22 protein-coding genes, 1 tRNA gene and 1 riboswitch are annotated in these 25,656 nt (G+C 70.2%); of the genes, 11 read left to right on the forward strand and 12 right to left on the reverse strand.

From position 1 onward, the window contains the following. Nucleotides 1–12 precede the first annotated feature (12 nt). The 8 genes from AB0B90_RS26740 to AB0B90_RS26775 all read right to left on the reverse strand — a co-directional run bounded on the left by AB0B90_RS26740 (nt 13) and on the right by AB0B90_RS26775 (nt 11,737). A complete protein-coding gene (locus tag AB0B90_RS26740) occupies nt 13–807 on the reverse strand; it encodes an SDR family oxidoreductase (RefSeq protein WP_362925380.1) in 795 nt (264 codons plus the stop codon). Between the two features lie 346 nt (nt 808–1,153). Next, nucleotides 1,154–1,699 carry a DUF4396 domain-containing protein gene (locus AB0B90_RS26745; protein ID WP_362925382.1) on the reverse strand — a complete coding sequence of 182 codons (546 nt, stop codon included), beginning with the start codon at nt 1,697–1,699 and terminating at the stop codon, nt 1,154–1,156. A gap of 97 nt (nt 1,700–1,796) precedes the next feature. Beyond that, complete coding sequence (locus tag AB0B90_RS26750) at nt 1,797–2,369, reverse strand: carboxymuconolactone decarboxylase family protein (protein WP_362925384.1); 573 nt, start codon at nt 2,367–2,369, stop codon at nt 1,797–1,799. 147 nt (nt 2,370–2,516) lie between these two features. Further along, entirely contained in the window at nt 2,517–3,107 is a 591-nt protein-coding gene (locus AB0B90_RS26755; RefSeq protein ID WP_362925386.1) for a phosphoribosylanthranilate isomerase, read from the reverse strand. A 38-nt stretch (nt 3,108–3,145) separates the two neighbouring features. Continuing rightward, on the reverse strand, nt 3,146–4,774 hold the full coding sequence (locus AB0B90_RS26760) for a penicillin-binding transpeptidase domain-containing protein (protein WP_350949078.1): 1,629 nt from the start codon (nt 4,772–4,774) through the stop codon (nt 3,146–3,148). 166 nt (nt 4,775–4,940) lie between these two features. Further along, a complete protein-coding gene (locus AB0B90_RS26765) occupies nt 4,941–5,759 on the reverse strand; it encodes a PIG-L family deacetylase (protein ID WP_350949079.1) in 819 nt (272 codons plus the stop codon). A 199-nt stretch (nt 5,760–5,958) separates the two neighbouring features. Then, on the reverse strand, nt 5,959–9,795 hold the full coding sequence (locus AB0B90_RS26770) for an NB-ARC domain-containing protein (RefSeq protein WP_362925388.1): 3,837 nt from the start codon (nt 9,793–9,795) through the stop codon (nt 5,959–5,961). A gap of 610 nt (nt 9,796–10,405) precedes the next feature. Beyond that, nucleotides 10,406–11,737, reverse strand: coding sequence for an aminotransferase class V-fold PLP-dependent enzyme (locus tag AB0B90_RS26775; protein ID WP_362925390.1), 1,332 nt, complete (start codon nt 11,735–11,737; stop codon nt 10,406–10,408). A gap of 305 nt (nt 11,738–12,042) precedes the next feature. Between AB0B90_RS26775 and AB0B90_RS26780 the strand changes: the two genes are divergently transcribed. The 11 genes from AB0B90_RS26780 to AB0B90_RS26830 all read left to right on the forward strand — a co-directional run bounded on the left by AB0B90_RS26780 (nt 12,043) and on the right by AB0B90_RS26830 (nt 21,996). Next, nucleotides 12,043–13,296, forward strand: a complete 1,254-nt coding sequence (locus tag AB0B90_RS26780; RefSeq protein WP_362925392.1) for a hypothetical protein — start codon at nt 12,043–12,045, stop codon at nt 13,294–13,296. A 166-nt stretch (nt 13,297–13,462) separates the two neighbouring features. Beyond that, entirely contained in the window at nt 13,463–15,547 is a 2,085-nt protein-coding gene (locus AB0B90_RS26785; protein WP_362925394.1) for a cellulose binding domain-containing protein, read from the forward strand. A gap of 164 nt (nt 15,548–15,711) precedes the next feature. Further along, nucleotides 15,712–15,951, forward strand: coding sequence for a replication initiator (locus AB0B90_RS26790; RefSeq protein ID WP_350949085.1), 240 nt, complete (start codon nt 15,712–15,714; stop codon nt 15,949–15,951). 259 nt (nt 15,952–16,210) lie between these two features. After that, on the forward strand, nt 16,211–16,591 hold the full coding sequence (locus AB0B90_RS26795; RefSeq protein WP_350949086.1) for a hypothetical protein: 381 nt from the start codon (nt 16,211–16,213) through the stop codon (nt 16,589–16,591). Between the two features lie 71 nt (nt 16,592–16,662). After that, on the forward strand, nt 16,663–17,616 hold the full coding sequence (locus AB0B90_RS26800; RefSeq protein WP_362925397.1) for an acyltransferase domain-containing protein: 954 nt from the start codon (nt 16,663–16,665) through the stop codon (nt 17,614–17,616). Between the two features lie 90 nt (nt 17,617–17,706). Next, nucleotides 17,707–17,800: transfer RNA gene (locus AB0B90_RS26805), tRNA-OTHER, on the forward strand. A gap of 28 nt (nt 17,801–17,828) precedes the next feature. Then, nucleotides 17,829–18,251: a rhodanese-like domain-containing protein gene (locus tag AB0B90_RS26810; protein ID WP_362925399.1), complete on the forward strand. Its 423-nt coding sequence runs from the start codon at nt 17,829–17,831 to the stop codon at nt 18,249–18,251. Between the two features lie 166 nt (nt 18,252–18,417). Beyond that, a riboswitch (cobalamin riboswitch) is annotated at nt 18,418–18,617 on the reverse strand. Nucleotides 18,618–18,867: 250 nt separating this feature from the next. Then, nucleotides 18,868–19,518 carry a TetR/AcrR family transcriptional regulator gene (locus AB0B90_RS26815; RefSeq protein WP_362925401.1) on the forward strand — a complete coding sequence of 217 codons (651 nt, stop codon included), beginning with the start codon at nt 18,868–18,870 and terminating at the stop codon, nt 19,516–19,518. Further along, on the forward strand, nt 19,515–19,715 hold the full coding sequence (locus tag AB0B90_RS26820) for a ferredoxin (RefSeq protein WP_350949089.1): 201 nt from the start codon (nt 19,515–19,517) through the stop codon (nt 19,713–19,715). The genes AB0B90_RS26815 and AB0B90_RS26820 overlap by 4 nt, the downstream gene beginning before the upstream one ends. A 1-nt stretch (nt 19,716) precedes the next feature. Continuing rightward, on the forward strand, nt 19,717–20,991 hold the full coding sequence (locus AB0B90_RS26825; protein WP_350949090.1) for a cytochrome P450: 1,275 nt from the start codon (nt 19,717–19,719) through the stop codon (nt 20,989–20,991). A 174-nt stretch (nt 20,992–21,165) separates the two neighbouring features. Continuing rightward, nucleotides 21,166–21,996: a S1 family peptidase gene (locus AB0B90_RS26830; protein WP_350949091.1), complete on the forward strand. Its 831-nt coding sequence runs from the start codon at nt 21,166–21,168 to the stop codon at nt 21,994–21,996. 47 nt (nt 21,997–22,043) lie between these two features. Here AB0B90_RS26830 and AB0B90_RS26835 read toward each other — a convergent pair whose 3' ends face one another. The 4 genes from AB0B90_RS26835 to AB0B90_RS26850 all read right to left on the reverse strand — a co-directional run bounded on the left by AB0B90_RS26835 (nt 22,044) and on the right by AB0B90_RS26850 (nt 25,562). Continuing rightward, a complete protein-coding gene (locus tag AB0B90_RS26835) occupies nt 22,044–23,360 on the reverse strand; it encodes a hypothetical protein (RefSeq protein WP_362925405.1) in 1,317 nt (438 codons plus the stop codon). Nucleotides 23,361–23,369: 9 nt separating this feature from the next. Further along, complete coding sequence (locus AB0B90_RS26840; RefSeq protein WP_350949093.1) at nt 23,370–23,738, reverse strand: cupredoxin domain-containing protein; 369 nt, start codon at nt 23,736–23,738, stop codon at nt 23,370–23,372. A gap of 133 nt (nt 23,739–23,871) precedes the next feature. Further along, nucleotides 23,872–24,711, reverse strand: coding sequence for a copper resistance protein CopC (locus AB0B90_RS26845; protein ID WP_350949094.1), 840 nt, complete (start codon nt 24,709–24,711; stop codon nt 23,872–23,874). 419 nt (nt 24,712–25,130) lie between these two features. After that, nucleotides 25,131–25,562, reverse strand: a complete 432-nt coding sequence (locus AB0B90_RS26850) for a cold shock domain-containing protein (RefSeq protein WP_350949095.1) — start codon at nt 25,560–25,562, stop codon at nt 25,131–25,133. Nucleotides 25,563–25,656 lie beyond the last annotated feature (94 nt).

Below are 25,656 nucleotides of genomic sequence, written 5' to 3' on the forward strand. Positions count from 1 at the left end.
GCTCGCCGTCGCTCAGGGGACGATGGCGTCGACGTATCCACCGTCGACGCGCAGGGCACCACCCGTGGTGGCGGAGGCCTGTGGTGAGCTGAGGTAGACGACCATGTTGGCGATCTCCTCCGGCTCGATCAGCCGTCGCAGGAGCGACTGCGGGCGGTGCTCTCGCATGAAGGCACGCTGGGCCTCCTCCCAGGGCAGGTCACGGTCGACGAGTTCGTAGACGAACTCCTCCACGCCACCGGTGTGGGTGGGGCCCGCGATGACGGAGTTCACGGTGACGCCACTGCCCGCGGCCTTCTTCGCGAAGCCGCGTGAGACGGCCAGGAGCGCGGTCTTGGACATGCCGTACTGGATCATCTCGACGGGGGTGACGATCGCGGAGTCGCTGGCGATGTACTGGACGCGGCCCCAGGAGCGTGCCACCATCCCCGGCAGATAGGCACGGGTGAGGCGGACCGCCGCCAGGACGTTCACCTCGAAGTAGCGGCGCCACTCGCCGTCGGTGATCTCCAGGGCGTCCTTCGCTCCGAAGATCCCGAGGTTGTTGACCAGGATGTCGACCTCCGGCAGGAGGTCCACCGCGTGCTCCGCGCCCTCCTCGGTGGCGAGGTCCGCCGCGAGCGGGACGATCTCCGCACCGGGGACCTGCGCGCGCAGCGCCTCGCCGGCGGCCTGGACCTTGTCGGGTGTGCGGCCGTTGACGGCCACCGTCGCGCCCGCCCGCGCGAGGCCGACGGCGATGGCGGCCCCGATGCCCTGGGTGGACCCGGTGACCAGCGCCGTCTTGCCGGTGAGATCGATATGCATGCGTCACGTCCTTGGAACCCGGTGCGGAGCCGCCCATCGGCGCGGGCGAGACCATCACGACCTGGTGATACGTCGTCCAGCTGATCCGGTGTTCGTTCCCGCGCCCATCGAGGTGGAACGCGCGGGCAGCGATCATTTGCAGAGAACCGGTCCGCATGACGACGCTTTTCCCGATAATGCGCTCATGTCCCTGTTCGGCACCGACGCGTACCGGAGCGAAAGCTGCCGCCTCCCTGGCAGGTGATCTCAGCACCGTCATCGGAGTTCGCCGCCCCCTTTGGCCCGTTGCTCGGCGTACGGCGCGGTCGCGTCGGTTCCGAGTGGCGCCGGAGTCGAAGACGGTCCCTCAGTGGTGGTAGGAGTGGACGACGGCGTGTCCCCTGCCTCGGCCGATGATCCACTTGTTGATGGGCGTGGTGACCAGGAAGGCCACCAGGAGGGCGAAGGCGAGGGCGCCCCAGAAGAGGCCGGAGGTGAGTTCCGCGTCCATCGCGCCGGGAACCGCGATCATGACGGTGTTGTCGACGATCTCCATGACGAGGATGGACAGGGTGTCGGCCGCCAGCGCCAGCCGTACGGCCTTGCGCCAGTCGACGCCGGCCCTGCGCAACCCGAGCAGGGTGAGGGCGTAGCCGAAGAAGAAGGCCAGCACGATGGAGAGGACGACGGTGGACACGTTCGGCCATCCCAGAGCCGTGCCGATCACCATGCCGAGCACCTCTCCGATGGCGCATCCGGTGAGGCAGTGCAGGGTCGCCGACGCGGCGACCCGCCAGGTGGCCTTCGGCGGGTGGTGGCCGGACCCGTGATCGGACCCGTGATCGGACCCGTGATCGGATCCATGGTCGGCCCCGTCGTCGGCGTGACTCGCGTGCCGTGCCGGTTCGGACATCCCTACCTCCTCGTAGCTCTCTGGCAAGAGCCTCAATTTATACCGGTGGGGGGTATGCGACAACCGCCAGAGAGCCCGGAGGGCGAACCGGTCGCCCCTATCTGTCGTCGCCGTCCCAGGCGAAGGCGTGGAACGGCGGGTCGAGGGGCGCGTCGATCAGACGGTTGGCGAAGGTCGAGATCGTGTACGCGCCGACGCCGAGGACGACCTCAAGGGCGTTTTGCGCGCTGTAGCCCGCGTCGAGGAACGCCCGCGTCTCCTCGTCGCCGACCGCGCCATGATGGTCCATGACGGCGAGGGTGAACGACCGGAGCGCCTCGGCGCGCCCGTCCGGGAGCGGCTTCCCGGCGCGGAGCGCCTCGACGACCTCGGACGGGGCCTCCAGCCTGACCAGCGTGGCGGTGTGCATCGCCACGCAGACGTGGCAGCCGTTGCGGGTGGCGACCGTCATGACGACGATCTCGCGGTCGATCGGATCGAGGGTGGTCTGCTCGAAGGTGGCGCTCGCCGCCAGGAATCCCTTGAGCAACTGCGGGGAGGTGGCCATCCGGCCGACCGGCGCGGGGACGTAGCCGAATTTCCGCTTCACGTTCTCGACGGTGGAGCGGGCGTCGGCCGGGGCGCTCTCGGTGGTGTGGGTGGGGAAGAGGGGGTGGACGTCAGTGGTCACGGAAGCCTTCTCTCTGGGTGTTCCGAGCCCTCGGAACACGGGCTCGGCGATCGCACGTCACGGCGGTATCGTCAATGTGGTTGTCTATACCGTAAACGAGGTTGACGACTTTGGCAACGGCCGCCCCCGGACGCGGGCCCGCGAGGCTCAGCCGCCGCGGGCGGCGGTGATGAAGTCCCTGATGAGGCCGGGGTCCTTCACCCCTGGCGCGACCTCCACACCGCTCGACACGTCGACTCCCCAGGGCCGGGCGGCGGCGATCGCCTCGGCCACGTTCGACGGGGCCAGTCCCCCGGCCAGCATCCAGCGGCCCGCCGGGCGCCCGCGCACGGCCGCCCAGTCCCACGGCTCCCCCGAGCCGGGCCTGGGCGCGTCGACGATGAGCAGGTCCTCGTCGAGGGCGCCGCAGCGCAGGTCGGTGCTCGCGGCCCCGGCGCGGACCAGCGTGACGCCGAGGTCCTTCAACGCGGTGAAGTCCTCGTGCGGGTGGTCACCGTGCAACTGGACGGCGCGCAGTCCCGCCTCCAGGGTGGCCGCCCTCACCTCCTCGGAGGGCTCTCCGGCGAAGACCCCGACGGTCAGCACGTGCGGGGGCACCGCCGAGGCCAGCTCCCTCGCCCGCACGGGGGTGACCCGCCGCGAACTCCTGGTGAGGACGAACCCGATGGCGTCGGCCCCCGCCTCGACGGCGGCCGTCACATGTCCGGGCTCGCGCAGCCCGCAGATCTTCACGTACACCCTGTGTACGGTAGCCCGTCTCCCCCACCCGGAACGCCTCAGAGGGCGTTCAGGAACCTCGCGGCGATCGGCGCCGCGACCTTGCCTCCCGCACCGCCGTGCCGGATGAAGACCGCGAAGGCGAGGGAACCCCGGTAGCCGATGAACCAGGCGTGGTCCCCGCCGCCGGCGACTTCGGCGGTGCCGGTCTTGCCCGCGGTGTCCGGCGGGAGCCCGGCCTGGGCCGCCGTTCCCTGGGCCACCACGGCGCTCATCATCGTCCGCAGCCCCGCGGCCACCTCCTCGTCCAGCGGCACCGGGGCGGGCGAGTCCGCGGGAGGCTCGTCGGTCGTGATCGCGGGCTTCCAGACACCGCTCGCCACCGCGGCGGCGACCTCGGCCATGCAGAGCGGGCTCGCCTGCACCGAGTTCTGGCCGATGGCGTCGGAGCCCAGCTCGTCCGGGTTTCCGGGCGGCTGGATCCGGCAGGAGCTCAGCCCCGGCTTCTCCCGGAAACCGAACCGGTCGGCCGCCTCGGCGCGCAGCTGGCCGTCGCGCAGCCGCTCGTACGCCTGCTGGGCGAAGGTGGTGTTGCACGAGAGCGCGAAGGCCGTGGTGAAGGCCACGCCGCCGTGGTCGACGCCGTCGGAGTCGCTGAAGCTCCTGCCGTTGGGGATCGTGTAGCCGGCGGGGCAGGCGACCTGGGAGTCGGGGGTGAGGCCACCGCGAAGCAGCGCGGCGGCGGTCACGACCTTGAACGTCGAGCCTGGCGGGTAGAGCCCGTTGAACGCCTCCCGCCCGTCCAGCGTGTCCGCCACCGCTCGCACCTGGGCCGTCCCGACGTCCACGGCCACGATCGCGGCGGGCTGGGAGACACCGTCCAGGGCACGGGCCGCGGCCGCCTGCACGGGCTGGGAGATCGTGGTCTTCTTCCCCGAGGTCGGCGGGAGCGGTGACTCCCGCAGCACCTGGCCGGAAGGCTCCTCCCGGACTTTCAGGATGACCGCCGTGTCGCCCAGCCCGGTGAAGTAGTCCTCCGCCCTGCTGTCCTGGGGGAACGGCACTCCCTCACGGGTCACCGTGGCCGGTCGCCGGACCTCGGTCTCCTCCAACCGCACGCTCCCGCCGTTCTTGAGCGAGGGGTGCATCGTCTCGGGGGTCCAGCGCACCTTCCACACCCCGAACCGCGACTCCAAATGCAGGACGGAGGCGAACGGCCACTCGCCCAGCCCCGTGACCTGTCGTACCCCGTTGAAGGACATCTCGGCCGCGTCCTCACCTCGGTGACGCAGGTCGCCGGGGGCGAGGGAGAGCGAGGAGATCCGCAGGTCGCCGTCGAAGCCGCGGTGCCGCAGGACGAAGTCGGCCGGGGGGTCGACGACCATGCCCTCCATCGCGGCGAGGTCGCCCCCCTGCCAGGCGGTGAGATAGTTCGTCGCGGTCGTCTCGGGACCGCTGTTCGGGTTCGGCGTGGCCGGGGTCAGCGTGACCAGGTTCGCCGGCGGCGAGGCGGGCACCGGGTTGGGCGACTCCCCCGCCCGTACCGCGTTCGTCCTGACGTCGGGGTCACCGGCCGGCGAGGGCGGTGAGGCAACGACGGCGCCCGGCGCGGCCACCACCGCGTACACGCCGAAGAGGAGGATCGTGGCCGCCGAGATGACCAGTGCGAGGAGCCGTCGATCACGCATACCGTCTACTCCCCCGGGTGTGCAGAGTTGCATACCAGAGAAAAGATCGTAAAGGCGACAAGAAGCGGCGAACCAGATTTTTCCCTACTTCGGTATGACACCGTATCCCACGGCGCAACCGGGGAGCCCCACGACAGGTCACCTCTCCCCGGCCGGGGACCTCTCCCTAACGGAGACCGTCGAAAAGGTCGTCCTCTCGATCGCCCGCGGCGGGAACGTGGTTGATGTGACGGATGAAGGCCTCCTGCGCGAACACCTGGTGCTGCGCCTCCGCGGGCATGCGCAGCAGGAAGATGCTGTCGCCCTGGCTCGCGTGCGCCTCCAGCGCCTTGCGCTTGCGCTCCACCTGGGAGGACACGTCGACCACGGCGGTGATCTGCTCCTCGGGAACGCCGAAGTCGTCGGGAAGCTCGACGTCCTCGGGACCGGCGCCGATCGAGCGGAGATACGCGAACAGTTCGGCCGTCCGCTCCCGGGGCACGGCGGTGTAGTAGAGCTTGCGGGGAATGCCGCTCGCCTCGGTGGCGGCCACCGCGATCCGGTGGGCCTGGATGTGGTCGGGGTGGCCGTAACCGCCGTTCTCGTCGTAGGTGACGACGACCTGCGGGCGATAGCGCTCCATCAGCTCGACGAGCCTGCCGACGGCCTGCTCGAAAGGCACGTTGGCAAAGGAGTCCGGCGCCTCGTTGGCCGCCCAGCCGACCATGCCCGAGTCCTGGTAGCCGAGCAGCTCGACGTGGGAGATCCCCAGATGGGTCGCCGACTCGCGGAGCTCCTCCAGCCGCAGCGCTCTCACCGCCTCCGCGTCGTGGCCGGCCTCCCCCGGCTTCACCCCGCCGGGACCGTCGCCCTGCTCGCCGTTCGTGCAGGTCACCAATACGGTACGGACACCCTCGTCCGCGTATCTGGCGAGGATCCCGCCGGTGCTGATCACCTCGTCGTCGGGATGGGCGTGCACGGCCATCAGCGTCAACTTCTCATCCATGATTTTCCACCCATTCGCAAAAAGCCATGCGGACCGGCCCACTCTACGACCGCTGCCGAGAGGCCGAGCGCGACAGGCGGATCACCTGGAACGACGTCTCCGGGCGGGAGGCGTCCAGACCCTGAACACTCCGGGGCGAGCGGCCCACCCCGCGCCCCGCGTCGCGGGTCCACCCTCGTCGGGTACGCCGCGCCGGCCGCTATCCGGGCGGGGGGTAGAGGTCGAACCCGTACAGGCCCTGATCGCCACCGGCGGCTATGGCGAACCCGGTGGGAAACCAGGCGAGGCAGTTGAGGCCCGCCTCGACCCGTGCCCCGGCGGCGAACGAGTCGCCGTACCTGTCCCACACCCGGATGGTGCCGTCGTCGGAGCAGGTGGCGAGCAGGTTGCTGTCGGGCGAGATGGCCACCGCGCGGATCCTTCCCTCGCCGCCGGACAGCCTCGCCCGCTCCGTGCCACCCGCCGACCAGACGCGGGCGCCGCCGTCGTCGAAGTAGGCGGCGAGCCAGGTGCCGTCGGGGGCGATCGTCACCCCCCGAGCGGGGCCGGGGCATCCCTTGAGCGAGGCCCGCGACTTGCCGTCGGCTCCCCACAGGCCGGCCGTGCCGTTGGCGGAGAAGATGGCGAACCACCTGCCGTTCGGCGCCACGGTGATCTCCTCGATCGCCTCCACCCTGCTTCTCAGCGTGGCGTACCTGGCACCGTCCGGCTTCCAGAGCTGGATCTTCCCGTAGATGGACAGTGTGGCGAGCCAGCCGCCGTCCGGGGAGACGAGGAGGTGTGCCGTCGCCCTGATGTTCGCGACCAGGACGGCGCGCTCGGTGCCGTCGGCCCACCACACGCGGGCGGTGCCGTCTTCGGAGCAGGTGGCGAGCCAGGTGCTGTCGGGAGCGATCACCACCTCGCGCACCGGCCCGGTGTGACCGTTCAGCACCGCCCTTCTGCTGCCGCCCGCACCCCACAGTCGTACGGCCCGATCGGCCGACCAGGTCGCGAGCCAGGTGCTGTCGGGGGCGATCGCCACCCCCCGCAGGCGTCCGGCGTGCCCCGTCGGAATGGCTCGCCTGCGGCCACCGGCCCCGCGTATCCGCACGACGTGATCGGTGGACCAGACGGCGAGCCACGTCTTGTCCGGTGAGACCACGCCGTGGTGACCGTCTTCCAAGGGAACGGTGAGGGTCGCCTCCTCTATCCTGTCCTCGTTCCAGAGTTTCACCGATCCGTCACCGGAGTGGGTGGCGACCCAGCTCCCCTCGGGAGAGATCGTCACCTGGCGGACCGTCCCGGTCCTCCCCCTGCGGCTCTGCCTCGCGGCGCGCTCCGACTGCCAGATCCGGATCGTCCCCTCGTCGGAGCAGGCGGCGAGCCAGGTGCTGTCGGGAGAGATCACCACCTGACGAACCACCCCCGCATGCCCCGTCAGAGCGGCCCGCTCACCACCGTCGGCCTCCCACAACCGCACACTCCGATCACCGGAAAGCGTCGCCAGCCAACCCCCGTCCGGAGAGATCACCACCTGACGAACCACCCCCGCATGCCCCGTCAGGACGGCCCGCTCACCACCGTCGGCCTCCCACAACCGCACACTCCGATCACCGGAAAGCGTCGCCAGCCAACCCCCGTCCGGAGAGATCACCACCTGACGAACCACCCCCGCATGCCCCGTCAGGACGGCCCGCTGCCTGCCGTCGGTCTCCCACAGCCGTACGGGACCGGTGGACGACCAGGTCACGAGCCACGAACCGTCGGGAGAGATCCGCACCCCCGCCCCCGCCCCGGTGTGCCCCGTCAGGACGGCCCGCTCGACGCCGTCGACCCCCCACAGGCGCACGCTCCCGTCTCCGCAGAGGGTCGCCAGCCACGAACCGTCAGGGGAGACGACCAGCGCGGAGACCTTGCCGATCGGCCTGTTCCTGCCGGGGACCTTCTCGTCCTCCTGGTTCCAGCCGCGCATCCTCAGGACGTCCTGCAGCCTTCGCGGCTTGGTTCTCACCCGCACCCGGCTTCTGAGGATCAGATGTCTCTTCCCGGCGGGGCTCCAGAGAGCGACCCCTCCCGTCGCGGAGCGGGTCGCCAGCCACGAACCGTCGGGCGCGGCCACCATACCGGTGAACTTGCCCGTCCCCCTCCTGAGGACGGCACGCCTGCTCCCGTCGAAATTCCAGAGACGGACTCCTCCCCTCGCGGAGCGGGTCGCCAGCCACGAACCGTCGGGCGCGGCCACCATACCGGCGAGCCTGCCGATCCCGTTGCGCAGGACGGCCCTCTGGGCGCCGTCGATCCCCCAGATCTGCACCCTCCTTCTCCCCGAGCGGGTCACCAGCCACGCGCCGTCAGGGGAGACGGCGACCTCGTGAACAGGTCTGCCGTGCGTGGCCAGCGTCGTCCGGGTGGTGCCGTCGGCCTTCCAGATCTGCGCGCCGCCGTCGCGGGCGTGCACGACGAACCGTGATCCGTCCGGTGTGATCGACACCTCCTCGAGGTGTCTCGCCGCCGAGGTCAGGGTGCGCAGGAGGCGGGTGGAACCGTCCTCGGGCAGTGGCCAGCGGGCTCTCAGGAAGGTGGTCTCGTTCTCCCTGCTGTAGCGCTCGACCGACGCCCGCATCGGCGGGAACGCGTAGAGGCGGGCGAGCAGGTTCGCCGTGGAGACGGCGTCCGACTCGAAGGGGGTGAGCAGATGGGTGCTGCGGGCGATCAGCCGGCGGACCCCCGCGACGGAACGGGAGGTCGACAGCGTCAGATCCGACTCCGCCGCGGCCACCCCGAACGCGCGTACGCGGGTGACGAACCAGCGCACGTCATGCAGCAGGGCTTCCAGCTCCCGGTATCTCCTCGCCTCGGAAAGATGGAACAGCAGGTGGTTCCAGAGGTAGGGCACGGTCGGGGGCAGCCTCCACCATTCGGCGTCCGCCGTGAGATCGTCGTCGGGGACGAGGTTTCTCGCCTCGTCGAGGAAGTCACGGTTGGCGACCTCGGCGCGCTCCTTGCCCAGGCCGTCCTCCGAACGGAGGGCGGAACGGACGACGTCGTGGATCGTGATCGACGGCGCCGCCCCCTCGGCGGGGTGCCTGCCGATCAGCGCGAGGTCCTGAAGCCGTCCGCAGAGCCGCTCGGCCTGCTTGGCGGTGAGCCCCGCGGTGCCGCGCCAGAGCAACTCGACGACGGCGGCCGGTATCGCGACGTCCTCGGGGAAGACGCCCAGTTCCAGGAAGCGGGCGCGGTCGAACGCGCCGAGGGCTTCGAGGCTGTGCTCCACGGTGGCGAGCACCGCGCTCTCCCGCTGGGAGGCGACCGTGACGTCCAGGGGGGCGGAGACGGTCCGGCCGAGCCGACCGGCCGCCCGGCGAGCGGCGACGTCGGCGTTCGTCCCCGCGCCGTGCTCGTCGCGCAGCCGGGCGTTGAGCAGGGACAGCAGTAGTGGCCACCTCCCCGTCAGGGCCACCAGGTCGCCGAGGACGCCGGGGTTCATCGGCGGCAACCCCCGGCTCAGCACCTGGACGGCCACCCTCGGCGCCAGCTCGTCGACGATCATCGCGATCGCCTTCGGGGGCAGCGCCCTGGGCAGCCGGGTCGTCACCAGCACCCGGGACCTGGTGGCCGCGGACAAAAAGGGTCTCAGCTGCTCGAGGCTCCACACGTCGTCGACCACCAGCAGCATGTGGCCCCGCTCCGCCAGGGCCTCGGCCATCCGGTGGCCGGCCTGCTCGGGGCTGGAGAACTCCGGCCGGACGCCCAGCACGGCCTCCGTGACGTCGTTGGCGAGCGCCGCGATGTCGGCCCCGGCGCGGTCGCGGCCCACGGTGACCCATATGACGCCGCCGTCGAACCGCTTCCTCACCTCGTCGCTGTGACACACCTCCACGGCCAGGGAGGTCTTGCCGAACCCGCCCGCCCCGGCGAGACCCGTGGTGAGCCCGACCGTGCCCGAGCGCCGCATCGTCAGGGTGGAGACCACGTCGTCCAGCTCGCTTCTCCTGACCCACCCCGCCTGCCTGTCCGGCACCAGGAAGAGCCCGCCGCGCGTGCGTGATTCCATCAGTTTCGGCGTCAGCCGTGTCAGCAGAACGACAAGGAAGGCGGTTAATCCGAAAACAACGACCCATTCGACCCTGCGCGCGACGACCGTTTCCGGCAGATATTCTTCGACCGTTCGCACCGGAAGTCCGACCAGAATTCCGAAAACCACCAGAATCGCCACGGCGACATCGGCGATTCTTTTTGTGCGGCGAGCCACCGACCACCTCTACAGTGCCGACCCCTGCCCCGACGGGCGCCGGGAACCCTGGAGGCACGATATCTGTTCCCCATTGACCCCGAGTTGAATCACCGACATCCCGGCGATTAAAGCGCATACGAAAAGCCACGTTGCACAGTTTGAGCCGCTATGTCCACGACATCACATCTACCATTCCAGCCCGCATTCAAGGTAGATCTTTTTCCGTGACGACGCGATCGCCCTTGGTGACCCCTTTCGAACTCATCCGACAGGGGCGGCTCATCCGGGAGGCGCGGACCGGGAAAGGCGGGGGAACGGCGAACCCGCCCGGCGTCCACCGGGCCGGAGACGGCGCGGGACGCCGCCGGGCCCCCTCCCGCTCAGGCGCGCATCCGCCGCCCCTACTCAGGCGCGCATCCGCCGCCCCCGCTCAGGCGCGCATCCGCCGCGCGATGTCCCGTACCGCCGTCGCCAGCAGGTCGACGTCGTCGCGGCTGGTGAAGAGCGCCGGCGTCACCCGCACGCAGTCCCCCCTGGCCGGCCCGCCGCGGTGCACCGTGAAGATCCGGTACCGCTTCATCAGGTCCGTGGCGATCGCGACGTTCTCGGCCTCCGACGTACGGCCGGTGATCCGGAACGCGGTGATCGTGCCGTACATGGCGGGCTCCTCGGGGGTGAGGATCTCCAGGTTGCCGATGTCGAGCACCTGGCCCACCCACCGGTCACGCAGGAAGCGCAGCCTCGCCTGCTTGGCTGCGGCACCGAGGGCGTCGTGGAAGTCCAGGGCGGTGCCGGCCGTCAGGAAGGGCGCGACGTCCATGGTGCCGGAGTGCACCCGTGAGCGGATGTCCTCCCGCGGGAAGGTCTCGTCGCGGAACGCGACGTCGATGTCGGCCAGGCGGCTGTCGCGGATGTAGAGGAAGCCCGCACCCAGCGGCATGCCCATCCACTTGTGCAGGGAGAACCCGGCGAAGTCGGCGCCCAGGTCGTCCACGGTGAAGTCCAGGTGTCCCCAGGAGTGGGCGGCGTCCACGATCACGTCGATGCCCCGCTCGCGAGCCATCGCCACGATCTCCCGCACGGGGACCACCAGCCCGGTGCGGTTGTTCATGTGGCTGAGCAGCAGCAACCTGAGCTTCGGATGCTCAAGGAACGCCGCGGCGTAGGCGTCCAGCACCGCCTGCCGGGTCGCCGGCTCGGGGATGACCAGCTTCTGCACCCGGACGCCTCGCCGGTCGCTCAGCCAGTTCATGGCGTACTGCATGCTGTGGTAGTCCAGGTCGGCGTACATCACCGAGTCGCCGGGACGCAGCCGCCGGTAGCCGGCGATCAGCAGTTGCAGGGCCTCGGTGCCGCCCCGGGTGAGGGCGATCTCCTTCATGGAGACGCCGAGCATGGTCGCGATACGCCGCCTGACCTGGTCCGCCTGGTCCTTGTAGGCGGTGCGCAGCAGGTAGGAGTTCACCTCGTTGAGGTGGTCGGTGTTGCGATGGTAGGCGCGGCGCACCGGCTCGGGCATGATCCCGTAGTAGCCGTTCTCCAGGTTGACGAAGTCCCGGGTGACTCGATACTGCCGCGCCACCCGGCTCCAGAAGCCCTCGTCCTCGGCGAGCCGCTCGGGGGCCGTGCCGACGGGAGCGGCGACAGCGCCGGACGGCGGGGACGGCCGAACGTCCTGGCCGGCGGGCGGCGGTGGGGGCGGTGAAGGCGGGAGGGCCAACGCCCCGAGCCCGGCGACCATCTCACGCCTGGACAAGCTCATAGAAAACCACTCCACCCCGGTCGGCGAGAGCCCGCGGCGGCCCCGGCCTGTTCCAACGCATCACTCCCAGTGTGCGCGGGGCCGGCTCCGCGAGCGGGCATCCGTACAGCTCAGGCGTGGCGTGGCGGCGGCGACACGCCACACCCCCGGCTCCAGGCAAGCAAGCGCGTGCTTGACGATCAGGGCGATACGCGATCTCTTAGATGAGGCGGCGGGTCTCCTGAGAATCTTGACGTCATTCAGGTGGCGTGCTGTGATCCGGATACACGTTATTTCATACTTGTTCAGTAGGAAATGAGGCGGTAGTGAGGGTTCTCCGGCGTGCGGCCGCGATGGTGGCGCTCTTGGTGGGCGCGGTCGGCATCCAGGTCGTCCAGAGCGGAGCCGCCCAGGCGGCCCTGCCCACCGCGGCCGTCGCGCTCGGCGACAGCTTCATCAGCGGGGAGGGCGCGGGAGCCTACCAGCCCGTCGCCGACGCCTCGGGGACGCCGCAGTCCTTCCCCGGCTGGTCGGCTCCCAACAGCAACGCCTACTTCTGCCACCGGTCGGCGAACGCCTCGCTGTTCAAGGCCTCACTCCCCGGCATCCAGGACCGCTTCAACCTCGCGTGCTCCGGCGGCCAGCCCGCCGACATCGCCAACCCCTCCGGCGCCCGCGCCAAGGGCCGCTCCGTCGCCTCGCAGCTCGACCAGCTGCGTGCCGTCGCGCAGACCCACGACATCGACGTCGTCCTCATCGGCCTCGGCTCCAACAACACCCAGTTCACCTTCGGCGACGTGGCCACGCTGTGCGCCAACCGCTTCATCGCCGACGCCTGGACGGGCTGGTGGGAGTTCTGGGCCTACCTGGGCGGTGACGTGCCGCAGGAGCCCTGCACCGTCTCGGACCTCGCCTCCGACGCCGAGGTCGCCGCGGCCACCACCGAGACCACCGCCGCCCTGCGCCAGATCCTCGACACCCTCGCCCAGATCGACGCCGACGGCGTCCACAGCGTGATCCTGCAGACCTACACCAACCCGCTGCCGCTCGACGTCGCCCCGCAGTACCGGGACGAGGACAACCGCACCGACACCCGCGACAAGTTCCGTGCCCTCGGCGCCGAACGGTACGCCGCGGGCTGCCCGATCCACCGCGCGAGCCTCGCTCCCGGGCACGTGTTCTCCCAGAACCTCGGCTCCCTGGTCAAGAACGCCTACACCACGCTGGCGGCCGAGCGTCCGACCGCCGACCTGCGCGTGCTGGACGTCCAGAAGGCCTTCGACGGCGCCCGGCTCTGCGAGAACCCCGGCAGCCCGACGGGCGCGCTCGCCACCCCGATCCGGGTGCAGGACGGGCCGTCCGGCACGTTCGTCACCAGCCTGTCGGGCTGGGACAAGATCGGTGTCCAGCGGGTCGCGAACACCTGCGTCACCTACTTCCAGACCTGCCAGGAGGGCTGGCACCCCAACGCCGCCGGCCACACCGTCCTCGGACATTGCCTCACCGGTGCCCTCACCGCCGCGTCCCGCACGGTCATCACGTGCGCCCGCAACGCGAACGGCACGCTCACTATCTCCTGACGTCCCCGGCACCACGCGGCGACGCGGTGACGGGCGACGTGACGACACGGTGACTGAAAGTTTCACCGTGGGTTGACGGATACGGGGCGACCCCTGACGATCATGTTGCCTCCGGGTCAGGGAGGGGGCGTCGAGTGAACGCCACTATCCGTTGCGAGGTGCACCGATGCCGAGAACATCAAGAACGCCGGGGACACCGGGGACGCCAAAGACGCCGAAGAAGCTGTTACGGGCCGCGTCGGCTCTCCTGCTGACGCTGTCCGTCCTGCATGTCCCCACGGCGCGTGCCGACGAGGTCGCCCCGGTCGCGGTGACCGTCAACGCCCGCGCCGCGCTCGCCACCGTCCCCGAGACCGGCATCGGCACCAACCATGCGATCTGGGACACCAACCTGGGCACCGACGCGACCGCCGACCTGCTCAAGGACGCGGGTATGAAGCTGCTGCGCTACCCCGGCGGCTCGTACTCCGACATCTACCACTGGGCCGACCACACCGCCCCCGGCGGCTACGTGGCTCCCAACACCGACTTCGACACCTTCATGCGCGGTGCGCGGCGCACCGGGGCGCAGCCGATGGTGACCGCGAACTACGGCACCGGTACGGCGGAGGAGGCGGCGGCCTGGGTGCGGTACGCCAACGTCACCAAGGGCTACGGCGTCAAGTACTGGGAGATCGGCAACGAGAACTACGGCAACGGCCACTACGGCGCCACCTGGGAGGCGGACGACCACGCCGACAAGAGCCCTGCCGAGTACGCGCGCCACGTCGTGGCCTACTCCGACGCGATGAAGGCCGTCGACCCGACCATCAAGATCGGCGCGGTGCTGACCACACCGGCGAACTGGCCCGACGGGCTGGTCGCCGAGGGCGACGCCGGGACCTGGAACGACGTCGTCCTCTCGGCCGCGGCATCGAAGATCGACTTCGTGATCCTGCACTGGTACCCCGGCGCCCTCGACAAGGTCGGGCACGTCCCCGACATGATCGATCTCACCCGCCGGCAGATCGCGCGGTACGCCGGGGCCGGCGCCGAGCGGATCGGCATCGCGATGACCGAGTTCAACACCGGGTCGAACGAACGCGGCACGACGACCCAGCCCGGTGCGCTGGCCGCCGCCGACGCCTACGCGACACTGCTCGCCAACGGGGTGTTCACCGTCGACTGGTGGAACGTCCACAACGGCATCGGCAGCGTCACACAGGTCGAGGGGCACACCGACTACGGTGACTTCGGCCTGCTGTCGAGCGGGACGTGCACCTCCGACGGCAGCGTCTGCGAACCCTCGGTCAACACGCCCTTCGCGCCGTACTACGCGCTCCAGATGGTGAGCAGGTTCGCCCGCCCCGGAGACCGGTTCATCAGGGCCGCGACCGACCAGGCGAAGGTGACCGCGCACGCCGCGCGCCGCCCCAACGGCGACCTGGCCGTCCTGCTGATCAACACCTCGTCCGACACGTCCTATCCCGTCGCGATCGACTACTCCGGCTTCAGCCCGGCGTCCGGGGCCCCCACCGTGCTGACCCACACCAACGGCGCCACGAGCATCTCCACCTCGACCACCGGCAGCGCGGCCGCTCAGACGCTGCCGCCGCTCTCGCTGACCACGATCGTCCTGCGGCCCGCCGGCGCCCAGACCGGCCTGCCGGGCACGCCGGGGCAGCCGACGGTCTCGGAGGTGACCGACAGAGCCGCCACGATCTCCTGGCCCGCCGCCTCCGCCGGCGCGCGTCCGATCGTGAAGTACGAGGTCCACCGCCAGAACGGGGCCGTCGGCGGGCAGTTCGGCGAGACCGCCGGCACCTCGTTCACCGTGAACAACCTCAAACCGGGAACGCGCTACACGGTCAACGTGGTCGCACGGGACAGCGGCGGTGGCGTCTCCGCGCCCTCCGCACCGCTGACGTTCACGACCGGCACACCCGCCTCCAGTTCGTGCTCGGTGCGTCTGACCAAGCAGACCGACTGGGCCAGCGGCTACGTCGGCGCCATCGACATCACCAACCACGGCGCGCCGGTCAGCGGCTGGACCCTGAGCTTCAGCTGGCCCAGGACCTGGCAGAGCCTGGGCAGTGGCTGGGGCGCCGTCTGGACACAGGACGGGCAGGACGTGCAGGTCGTCAACGAGTCCGGCAACGGCTCGCTGCCCACCGGCGCGTCGGCCACGATCGGCTTCGTCGGCAACTACAGCGGCCCGAACACACTGCCCGCCGTCTTCACCCTCAACGGAACCGTCTGCACGACCCGGTAGCGGCGAACCGTCCGCGTCCCCACGGCACACGGTCCACGTGTCAGATCCCCGGCCCACCGTGGGCCGGGGATCTGACACACGTCAGGCGTTAGATCTGAGGCAGGTCGGGCGGGCGATGTCCCACCGGTGGATCGTGTGGTCGTAGACATGGGCGGCCATCCCGCGTGTTCGCCACCTTCACCGCTCCGTTCTTCGGCGCGGTCCACGCTCACCGCACGGGTAAGGACGGCAAGTCCCTGCCCTGCCGTCCCCGGCGCGACTCCCCCACCTGCCCCCATGGCCGATACGAGGGCTGCGGCAGGCGTCACGACCGCGATGACCCGCAAGTGGGACAACCGCTCTGCGTGGACTGTTACGACACTCAGTCCATGCTTGTAGGTGTGGATGTCGTTCCGGTGGTCTGACCCGTGCTACGACACTCACACGCACTCGCCGCGGCAGCGTGAGCACAGGCCGGTCGATCCGATGACGTGGAGGCCGACCGAGGACCGAGATTGGTGAACAGGGCGGCGGCGTCACTCTCACCGAAGGCGGCGACCGCCCTTTCTAGCAGCGAGGCGAGGCTGTGATGCGTTTCCTCGGTATTCGGGGCCGCGAAGGTCTTGTGCTCGCTGACTCCTTGACCCCATACCAGCAGACGAAGCCGATCCGCTATCGTGCCTGATGGCGAAGTCCCTCAAGGAGGCCGCCATGGGCATCCGGAATTCAACGTCGTTCACGACGGCTACTCTGACCGGTTTTCGTCTCATAGGACTGACGACGGTCACCGCGCTCCTCCTCAGCGCCTGCGGTACGCCTCGTGATGAAGAACAATTCATCATCATTAACGCCACACAAGAAACCGTCACGGTGAAGGGGAAGCTCAACAAGGGGTCCTTCGCCGTCCTCGCTCCGGGAGAGGACGTCGGCATCAGCCTGCCGGACTCCATGTGCCATCAGCCTGAGGCGACCGACGTTCTCGTGGCGACCAGCACGAAGACAGGAAAGTCTTATACATACGGTCCGCCGATCTGTTATGGCACAAGATGGAAAATCGGAGGCTGACCAGAGATCTTCAGATGGGGTCAGGCGGAGCAATCCGCCGCCCCGTGACATCGGCGGGTAGGATCATCCGCGTGGATCTGGACGCCGCCGCCCGGCTCGGGGTGCCCGTCGAGGACGTCGACCGCGTGCACCGGCTCGCCGGCGACCGGCCATCGGCCCCCCTGCCCGCCAAGGCCGACGCGCCCGCGATCCTCGATCGGCTCGCGGTGCGGCCGGACGACGCCGCTGAGATCATGGAGGGCTGGCCCGACCCCGGATCCCCGCTGTGGACTCCGGAGTTGCGCTGGCTGCTCGACCGCTCGATCGCCCTGGTCCGCGCCGATCTCGGCGGCCACGGCTGGTTGTCGCCCGGTCCGGAGCTGCCGCGCGAACGAGGCCCCGCCTGGCGGCATCTCTACGTGTACGCGTACCTCGCCCTGGTCGGCGTCACCACGGGATACCACCGCGACCACGGCGTCGCCGACGCCGTGTCATGGGCGAGCCTCGCCGACCTGGGCCGCAACCTCGCGGTCGACCGGCGGATGCGCGGCGAGGGCTGGCCCGTCATGCAGAGCTGGCTCACCCTGCACGCGCGCGGCAGCATCTACGAGCTGGGCCGGTTGCAGTATCACCGCGGCGGCGCCACCCTCGACCTGCACATCCCCGAGTCGGGGCCGATGACCCCCGAGGCGGTCGCTGCGTCGCTCGACGAGGCCCGCGTGTTCTTCCCGCGCCACTTTCCCGACGAGCCCTACACGGAGTTCGCCTGCGGTTCGTGGCTGCTCGACCCGCAACTGCTGGAATACCTGCCGGAGGACTCCAACATCGTCCGGTTCCAGCGGAGGTTCGAGCTGGAGCCGTACGAGGAGCCGGAAGGGCTGGACGCCGACGTCGAGGTGCGGCGGTTCGTGTTCCGCGACCTGTCCACGCCGCTCGACCGGCTGCCATGCCGCACCGCGCTCCAGCGCGCGGTCGTCGACCACCTGAGGGCCGGCCGCCACTGGTACTGGCGCCGCGGCCGCTTCCCGATCCAGCCACACCCCTGACGCCTATTTCGCCGGAGCGGCTCGACATGCCGACCTTCCTGAAAACGACAGAACTCCATATGGGAGTCATTGATCGTTAGGATGCCGGATGGAGGCGTTCAGGTGCCTGGTGGCCCGCCCAGTCTTCGAAACCGGTGACGCCGCGTATCTCGGCGCGGGGGGTTCGATTCCCGTCCGCCTCCGCTGAGCCGCTGCGACCGAGCAGGAGCGCCATGGGCATCGACGATGTGCTGACCGCAGCCTGGGCCGGGCTGCGGCGACTGCATCCGGCCGAGGCATGGACAGCGGCACAGGAGGAGGACACGTTCCTCGTGGACACCCGGCCCGCTTTCCAGCGCCGCGTCGGCGAGGTTCCGGGAGCCATCGTCATCGAGCGCAACCACCTGGAGTGGCGGCTGGACCCGAATTCTTCGTCACGGATACCCGAGGCGGTGCACACGGACATCCGGTGGATCGTCCTGTGCGATGAAGGGTACTCATCGAGCCTGGCGGCTCTGTCCCTCAGAGCGGTCGGCTTGCCGCATGCCACGGATGTGATCGGGGGGTTTCAGGCGTGGACGGCGGCGGGACTGCCGTTCACTCGCCGGTCTCGCCCGACCCGCCCCAGAGGTCCCGGCGAAGGAGCGGAGATCTGAGCAGGGGCGACCTGTCCGGCGAGGTGGTCGTGATCGGCGGCCCAGATCACGGAATCTACACAACGGGGCAGATCCGAAAGAGGCGATGCCACAGGGTTTCTCGGCGCGGCCACCGGCTCGACGGGCACGAGAGCCCACTCCTCTCCGGGGAAATCCGCGCCCCAGTTCATCGAGGAGGCGACCGCGTGAGTCTCCTGGCTCTCGGGTCGAGGCTCGTCCCGGCCTTCCCACCCGTCATCCGGGCAGTGGCTTCGTCGGGATTCGCTCGCCGATCACGGTGGCGGGACCGCGCCGGATTCACACCGGCTTCCTCGTTCCGCGCTCGCCTACGCCGATCATGCTCGCACACCGCCGATCAACGACAAAGGGCGCACCACCTGTCAGACTCGGTGCGCCTCCTTACGTTTCACCCCAAGAGGAGAACGACTCGTCGGGCTGCGGCTCAACCACCAACGCCAGGCGCCGAGGGAGGAATCCAACTCTCATCTTCGACTCCTCACTCTCAAGTCGACTCTCAAGATCCGCGCCGGACTCTCAAGTTCGACGGCGCCAGACAACCCATCCCACCGCCGCCCCGCTGTTGACAACATCAAATGAACGTTCTTTTAATTGACGCATGGGGCGTATCGCGGGCGTCAGCGCCGCCGAGACCCGTGAGCGATTGCTGCGCGCGGCGGCCGAGTCCTTCGCCGCGCGCGGCTACGACGGCACGCGCGTGGCCGACATCGCCTCCGCCGCCGGGGTGAGCAACGGTGCCCTGTACGCGCACTTCGGCTCGAAGGCCGAGCTGCTGGTGGCCGCGTTGCGCGAGCACGGGCCGCGGCTGCTGGCCACGTTGTTCGCCGCGGATCCCGAGCAGTCGATCACGAAACTACTCGCCGTCGTCGGCCGAGGGCTCCCGCACCGGCGGCCCGACGCCCACAACCATCTCATCGTCGAGGCGCTCGTGGTGGCACGCCGTGACGAGGACGTCGCCCGGCCGATGCGCGACTACGTCGGCGAGCGCACCGACTGGCTCGCCGGGCTCGTCCGCGCCGCACAGAACGACGGCGAAGTGGACGGCACCCTCTCGCCGAACGCGTTGTCGCATCTCTGCCTGCTGCTCGCGATGGGCAGCGCGCTCGTCACACCCGACCTGCACACGGTCGACGAGGAGGAGTGGGCCGCGTTGCTCACCCGTCTCGTCGCCGCCTTCGCCCCTGACGGCGACACGCCACAGCCCTCGTCCCCTGCCGACAGCACAGCACGGAGAGAGGCGCGACAGTGAGAGTGAGAATCAACCCCGAGGGGTGCCAGGGACACGGTCGCTGCTACGTCCTCGCCCCCGCCCTGTTCGACGAGGACGACGAGGGCTACGGGCAGGTCGTCGGCGACGGCGTCGTACCGCCTGGCGAGGAGCGGGCGGCGCGCCTGGCCGTTGCGAACTGCCCGGAAAGAGCGATCGAGATCCTCCAGGAGGCGTGACATGACCATCGATGACCGTTTCAGTGAGCAGGCGCTCGGAGGGAGGCAGCAGAACCGCCCCGACGGCGTGCGCAACGAGATCATCACCGGACCTGTCTCGGACTGGGCGACCGACTTCTCCCACACCGAACCGGAATGGGCGGCCGACCCGTACCCGATCCAGGACGACCTGCGGCGGCGCTGCCCGATAGCGCACACCGATCGGTTCGGCGGCGCCTGGCTGCCGACCCGCTACGAGGACGTCGCGGCCATCGCCTACGACACCGAGCGCTTCTCCTCCCGGTCGATCATCGTGGGCAACTTCCGGCCACCACGCGAGGTGGCCCCGGTGGGCGGCACACCGCCGATCTCCTCCGACCCACCCTTCCATCACGACGCGCGCAAGCTGCTGCTGCCGATGTTCACCAAGACGGTGGTCGCCAGGCAGGAGCCGGCGACGCGAGCGTTCTGCCATTCGCTCGTCGACGCGCTTGAGGGGCAGGACGTCGTCGACGCCGCCCGTGACTACGCCCAGCACATCCCGGTGCGCGTCATCAGCGACATGCTGGGCTTCCCGCCCGAGGACGGTCCGCGGTTCCGTGAGTTCGTCGAGAACGCGCTGGAGGGCGTCAACCGGCCACCGGAAGAGCGTATCGCCAGGATGGACAAGCTCTTCGACTACCTGCTGGAGCAGATCCGCGACCACGTCGCCAACCCGCGTGACGACCTCACGACCTACCTCGTCAACGCGGAGCTGTACGGCAGGAAGCTGGAGCCGGCCCATGTGGCGGGCACGATGGCGCTGCTGCTCATTGCGGGCATCGACACGACGTGGAGCGCGATCGGCGCGTCGTTGTGGCACCTGGCCAAGACTCCGGCCGACCGTGAGCGCCTGGTCGCCGAGCCGGCTCTGCTGCCGACCGCGATGGAGGAGTTCCTCCGGGCCTACGCGCCGGTCACGATGGCCCGGCTGGTCAAGGAGGACATGCACTGGAACGGTGTCGACATGAAGGCCGACGACTGGATCCTGCTGTCGTTCCCGGCGGCCAACCGCGACGAGGCCCAGTTCGACCGGGCGGGCGAGGTCGTCATCGACCGCGAGGTCAACCGGCACGCCGCGTTCGGCCTGGGCATCCACCGCTGTGCGGGCTCGCACCTGGCCCGGATGGAACTGCAGGTCGCCCTCGAGGTCTGGCTGGAGCGGAATCCGCGCTTCACGCTCGACGACCCGGCGGCGGTGACCTGGTCCACGGGCCAGGTCCGCGGACCACGCACGCTCCCGCTGCGCATCGGCTGACCCGCGCCCGGGTCTTGTCCGCCCAGCGTGGCGCCCGGCTTTCGCGGCCGGATTCGACGGCGGCCGGACTAAGGTGGCGGTGTCCGTGTAGATCCGTGTAGATCCGTGTCGCGCGACCGACGATGTGCGGCCGCTCCCCCCTCACGCTTCGGAAGAGGCAGAGGAGAGAGCACCATGTCCCGTCGCCGCATCGCCACCACGGGGGGCACTCTGGCGATCACCGCACTCGCCCTGGCGTCTCTTCCGGCCGTCGCCACGCTCGCCCTGACGCCCCCTACCACCGTCACCACACCCCGGACGGCGGGCACCGTGCCCCCGCACAAGACCCGCCTCTCGGGCGCCGCGTGCGCGCCGACGCCCCGTCCCACCGTCACCACGCCCCGGACGACGTGCCCCGCACCCGTACCGACCGCCGGTCCCAGCGTCACCGCGCCGCCGCCGGACCCGCCCATCCTGTCGAACCTGCCGCCGGGCTTCATCGAGGCGCTCCAGCGCGACCTCGGTCTCACCAGGCAGCAGGTCGCGACCCGGCTGCTCAACGAGGCCCGGCTGTCACCGGTCGAGGCGCGGCTGCGCGAGGAACTCAGCGACCGTTTCGGCGGCTCCTGGTTCACGGGAACCCTCGCGGAGACCCTCATGATCGCCACCACCAGTGCCGCCGACATCCCGGCGATCGTCTCCGCGGGCGCCACACCCAAGGTCGTCCGCGCGTCACTGGCGACGCTGAGAGCGGTCAAGGAAAGGCTCGACGACGTCCTGTCCGCCCACCCGGACGGCGGGACCATCCGCTACGTCGACGTACGGATCAACAAGGTCGTCGTCCTGTCCAGGAACGCCCCGGCGACCCTGAATGTCGTCAAGTCCATCGGGACGGACAGCGACCTGGTGGTCGTGGTGCACTCCGAGGAGAACCCTCGGCCCGCGCATGACCCGAAGGCGGCGACGCCTGCCACGCCGGTGCGGGGCCCCGCTCCCTCCAGCCGGTCCGCGAGATCCTCCACCTGACCCCGCCGGCCACCGTCTCAAGCTCTGCGAGCCGGTGGCCGGCGGGGTCAGCCCGCGAAGAGGAGGAAGAGGCCCACCACCGTGTAGACCACCATCAGCACGAGGAGGGGAATCTGCCCGAGGACGGCGGTCCTGCGGGGGAACAGGGCGAGCGCGCGGTCGTGGGCGAGCACGGTGCCGAGAACGTGACCGACGATGATGACCGTCACCTGGAGCATGGCGATCCCGGCGGGCGAGGTACCGGCCGCCTGGACGGTCCAGTCCGCGGTGCCCAGCCAGTCGGCGCCGGTGCCCAGCGGATCGGAGAGCAGGGCGATGGTCCGCTGCCCTTCGAGGAGGAGCAGCGTGTAGTAGTGGGCGACCACGTATCCGACGGCGATCGGGACGACCGCGTGGGCGAGTTCGCCCGACGTCGTCCCCGGCTCCGCCGCCCCCCAGCGACCGGCGAGCGCGGTCGCCCCGCGATACGCCGCGAGCACCAGGCCGATGACGATGAACAACCCCGCCGTTCCCATGACCGGTGCCGGCAGCGAGCTCTCCTGCACGAAGCGCACCCAGACGGGGGCGTTGGAGAGGCTGTCGTACATGGTGGAGCCGAGAAGCACCACCACCAGCACCGTCAGCCCGGGCACCGGCCGGAGCCCGGCCATGCCGTCGAGCGAGTTACGCCAGGTCACGACGCCGTCGGGGCGCCTGGTCACCGGGGCGAGGTGGCCGACGAGGGTGCTGTAGACCTCGAACGCGTCCGCGTGGTCGAACCAGCGCGCCCCGAAGAGCACCGCTCCCCCGAGCACGAACACGACGTACACGGCGAGCCAGGCCCCGATGACCGGCAGGGTGGCCCGTTCCGGGGCGACCAGCTCCAGCCAGACGAAGGCGAGGAGACCGCCCGCCGCGGGCCAGTAGCCGAGCCCCGGCGGCAGCGGGCGCATCCCGGTCTCGGGATCGCGTCCGAGTCCCCGGCAGGCCAGCAGGTGCAGTGTCCGCAGCGGGTTGAGAACCGGCCACACCGGTCCGAACAGCAGCGAGAGCGGCACCAGGCCGACCCAGAACAGGACGTAGAACACTCCCGCCGTGGGATTCTCTACCCGGTCGGGGCCGAAGAGCAGGCCCACGCAGAAGTACGCCGCGGCGACGAGCCCGGCGACCCGCCAGACCCACGGCCACGCCCGTGCGGAGACCATCCTCTGGACCAGGGGGGCGAGTGGGCGGGGACGGCGGGCGTCGAGACCCAGTCGCGGCTCGGTCCACAGGGCGCCCAGCGCCACGAACGACACCAGCAGGGCGAGGATCGCGCCGATCAGCGCGGCCTCGAAGGGGATCGGCAGATCCTGGCGCCCGCCGATCCCGTGAGCCAGGAACATCACGCCGGCCTAGCGCACCACGAGCTGCAAGAGCTGCAGCTTCGATTCGTGGGTCTCGAACTCGAACAGGCCGTCCTGGTCGGCGACGAACTCGATCGTCGCGGGCGTGCCGGGCGTCAGGGTCACGGCCTTGTCGTAGCCGTGGACGTGCGCCTCGTCGGGCGCGTCACCGGTCACCGTGATCCGTACCGTCTGCCCCTTGGTCACGTCGATCCGGCCGGGCGGGGGCGTCACCTGCCGTCCGGCGATGGTCACCGTGATCTCCTTGACCGTCGAGGCGCCGGGGTCCGCGGCGGACGAGCCACAGGCCGTGGCCGTCAGCAGGGTCGCACCGAGCATGAGCACGGCGAGCAGGCGGCGGGCAAGGGTGGGCGTCATGACTTTTCTCCTGGGGGGTCGGTGGTCGGGCCGACGAGTCGGCGGGGGGCGGGGACGGTGAATCGGTATGAAAACAGTGAGGTCGGTACGGGACCGGGTGTCGTCGGCGGAGCCGGAGCGCGGAGGGGGCGGATCAGCGTCGTTTGGCGGACTTGACCGCCTTCGCGCTCCCCGTCCTGCGCGACGCGGCCGTCGGCCGACCCGCGGGTTTCCTTCCGGGCGGCCCGGTGGAGCGCCGACGGACCTGCGCGCCGGAGGGCGCCGGCCGCCGTGCCGCCCGGACCACCATGAACCCCGCTCCGACGACGAGGAGGGCGGGCAGCAGCCACACCGACAGGTCGAAGCCCGAGGTGGCCTGGGGCGCGTTCGAAGCCGCGGCCTGGGGCGTGGTCTGCGGGGTGGCCTGCGGGACGGCGGGTCCGGCCGCCGGGGCCGACGGCGTGGTGGCGCCGGGTTCCAACATGGCGAGCAGCGCGGGGTCGGGTTCGTTCGTGGGGGCCTTCCAGCCCTTGGGCGGACCCGACGTCGGGCCCTTGTAGGTGAACCGGACCTCGCCTTCCACCTTCTCGCCGTCCGAGGCGACCGATATGTAACGGGCGACGTACAGGCCCTTCTCAGGCCAGTGGGCGACGGGGACTTTCGCGGGGAAGCCGGTGTGGTACAGGCTCGGCTGCCAGGTACCGTCCACGAGGTTGTATTCCCTGACCGGCTCGTCGAGGCGCTCGGGCTGCCCGTGCGACCAGGGCTCGTCGACGCGGACGCCGCTGGGGGCGGTGACGGTGAAGTACGCGTTCGGAGCGGGCTTCTCGGTGAAGTAGAGCGCGAGCGACTCCAGCGGCTCTTTCACCGTGCTGTCCTTGGCCGGCGTCGACATCGCGAGCTGCCCGTGCGCGGAGGCGGGCGTCGCGAGGGTGGTCAGCGCGACGACGGCGACGACGGCCAGCACGAGCAGCTGGCCCAACCAGCGCGCCATCGCCACCCCTGCTCTCCACCGAAAGGCCCGCTGGCCTGCGGAATCACGGACGATTCCGGCCGATCACGGTCAATGCTCGTCGAGAATAACCGCTTTTGTCCCATATGAACAGAACTTTGGCACGCATCCAACCGAAGAACGCCAAGGACTGTGAGCCTCACCCTTCCGCACCTGTTCATGCCGGTAGGGCGCCCCGCCCCCCGACCCGCTCCCCCGCGTCCACGTCCCGCGCCCGTCCGGCACCTGTTCCGCGGCACGCGACGGCCTCCCCGAAGCCCGGCGGCCGAGCCCCTTCTCTCCGCTCGACGTGACCGGGTGCGAGCCCTCCCCGGCCGGGCCCACCGCAGTACGCCTGAGCCATGCCGTTCCGGATCCCGGCTCGCCACGGATCCGGAACGGCGGGGACGTATCGTCCGGCCTCAGTCGTCGACCCAGCCGTGGGACCGGGCGAACGTCAGGAGACGATTCCTGACCTGCCCGATCTGCGCGCCCGTCAGCGTGGGCGCGTGCTCGATGAGCAGCTCGGTCACCGCGCCGTTGAAGGACTTCGCCGACAACACGTCGCACACCCCGTCGTCGTCGCCGAACTGCTGCGAGGAGACGGCGTCCGAGAGAGGCACGGCCGCGACCGGCCGCCGGCTCGGCGGCGGGTCCAGAAGACTGACGGTCGAGACCTTCAGCCCCCGCTCGCCCTCCATGACCTCGTACTCCACTCGCAGGCCGGGCTGGAGGACGTGCCTGCTCTCACCGAAGTCGTTGGCGTGGAAGAACACATCCTCACCCCCGCCGACCGCGGCGATGAACCCGTACCCGCGTACCTCGTCAAAACGAAGGATCGTACCGACTGCCACCACAACACCACCTACACCGAGGATCGCACCACTGCGCGCTCACCTTCCGGCACTGTCCGGCCGGTGAATCCGGCCTGCCTGTCACACCGGACGA

The organism is Streptosporangium sp. NPDC049078, assembly GCF_040648855.1.
GTDB lineage: Bacteria > Actinomycetota > Actinomycetes > Streptosporangiales > Streptosporangiaceae > Streptosporangium.

Bases quoted from the DNA above. Each gene is read 5' to 3' on its own strand.
- AB0B90_RS26745 (WP_362925382.1), bottom strand. From the start codon at position 1,699: ATGTCCGAACCGGCACGGCACGCGAGTCACGCCGACGACGGGGCCGAC.
- AB0B90_RS26760 (WP_350949078.1), bottom strand. From the start codon at position 4,774: ATGCGTGATCGACGGCTCCTCGCACTGGTCATCTCGGCGGCCACGATC.
- AB0B90_RS26835 (WP_362925405.1), bottom strand. From the start codon at position 23,360: ATGTTCCTGGCTCACGGGATCGGCGGGCGCCAGGATCTGCCGATCCCC.
- AB0B90_RS26785 (WP_362925394.1), top strand. From the start codon at position 13,463: ATGCCGAGAACATCAAGAACGCCGGGGACACCGGGGACGCCAAAGACG.
- AB0B90_RS26830 (WP_350949091.1), top strand. From the start codon at position 21,166: ATGTCCCGTCGCCGCATCGCCACCACGGGGGGCACTCTGGCGATCACC.
- AB0B90_RS26775 (WP_362925390.1), bottom strand. From the start codon at position 11,737: ATGAGCTTGTCCAGGCGTGAGATGGTCGCCGGGCTCGGGGCGTTGGCC.
- AB0B90_RS26765 (WP_350949079.1), bottom strand. From the start codon at position 5,759: ATGGATGAGAAGTTGACGCTGATGGCCGTGCACGCCCATCCCGACGAC.
- AB0B90_RS26770 (WP_362925388.1), bottom strand. From the start codon at position 9,795: ATGGAATCACGCACGCGCGGCGGGCTCTTCCTGGTGCCGGACAGGCAG.
- AB0B90_RS26840 (WP_350949093.1), bottom strand. From the start codon at position 23,738: ATGACGCCCACCCTTGCCCGCCGCCTGCTCGCCGTGCTCATGCTCGGT.
- AB0B90_RS26815 (WP_362925401.1), top strand. From the start codon at position 18,868: ATGGGGCGTATCGCGGGCGTCAGCGCCGCCGAGACCCGTGAGCGATTG.
- AB0B90_RS26845 (WP_350949094.1), bottom strand. From the start codon at position 24,711: ATGGCGCGCTGGTTGGGCCAGCTGCTCGTGCTGGCCGTCGTCGCCGTC.
- AB0B90_RS26740 (WP_362925380.1), bottom strand. From the start codon at position 807: ATGCATATCGATCTCACCGGCAAGACGGCGCTGGTCACCGGGTCCACC.
- AB0B90_RS26810 (WP_362925399.1), top strand. From the start codon at position 17,829: ATGGGCATCGACGATGTGCTGACCGCAGCCTGGGCCGGGCTGCGGCGA.
- AB0B90_RS26825 (WP_350949090.1), top strand. From the start codon at position 19,717: ATGACCATCGATGACCGTTTCAGTGAGCAGGCGCTCGGAGGGAGGCAG.
- AB0B90_RS26795 (WP_350949086.1), top strand. From the start codon at position 16,211: ATGGCGAAGTCCCTCAAGGAGGCCGCCATGGGCATCCGGAATTCAACG.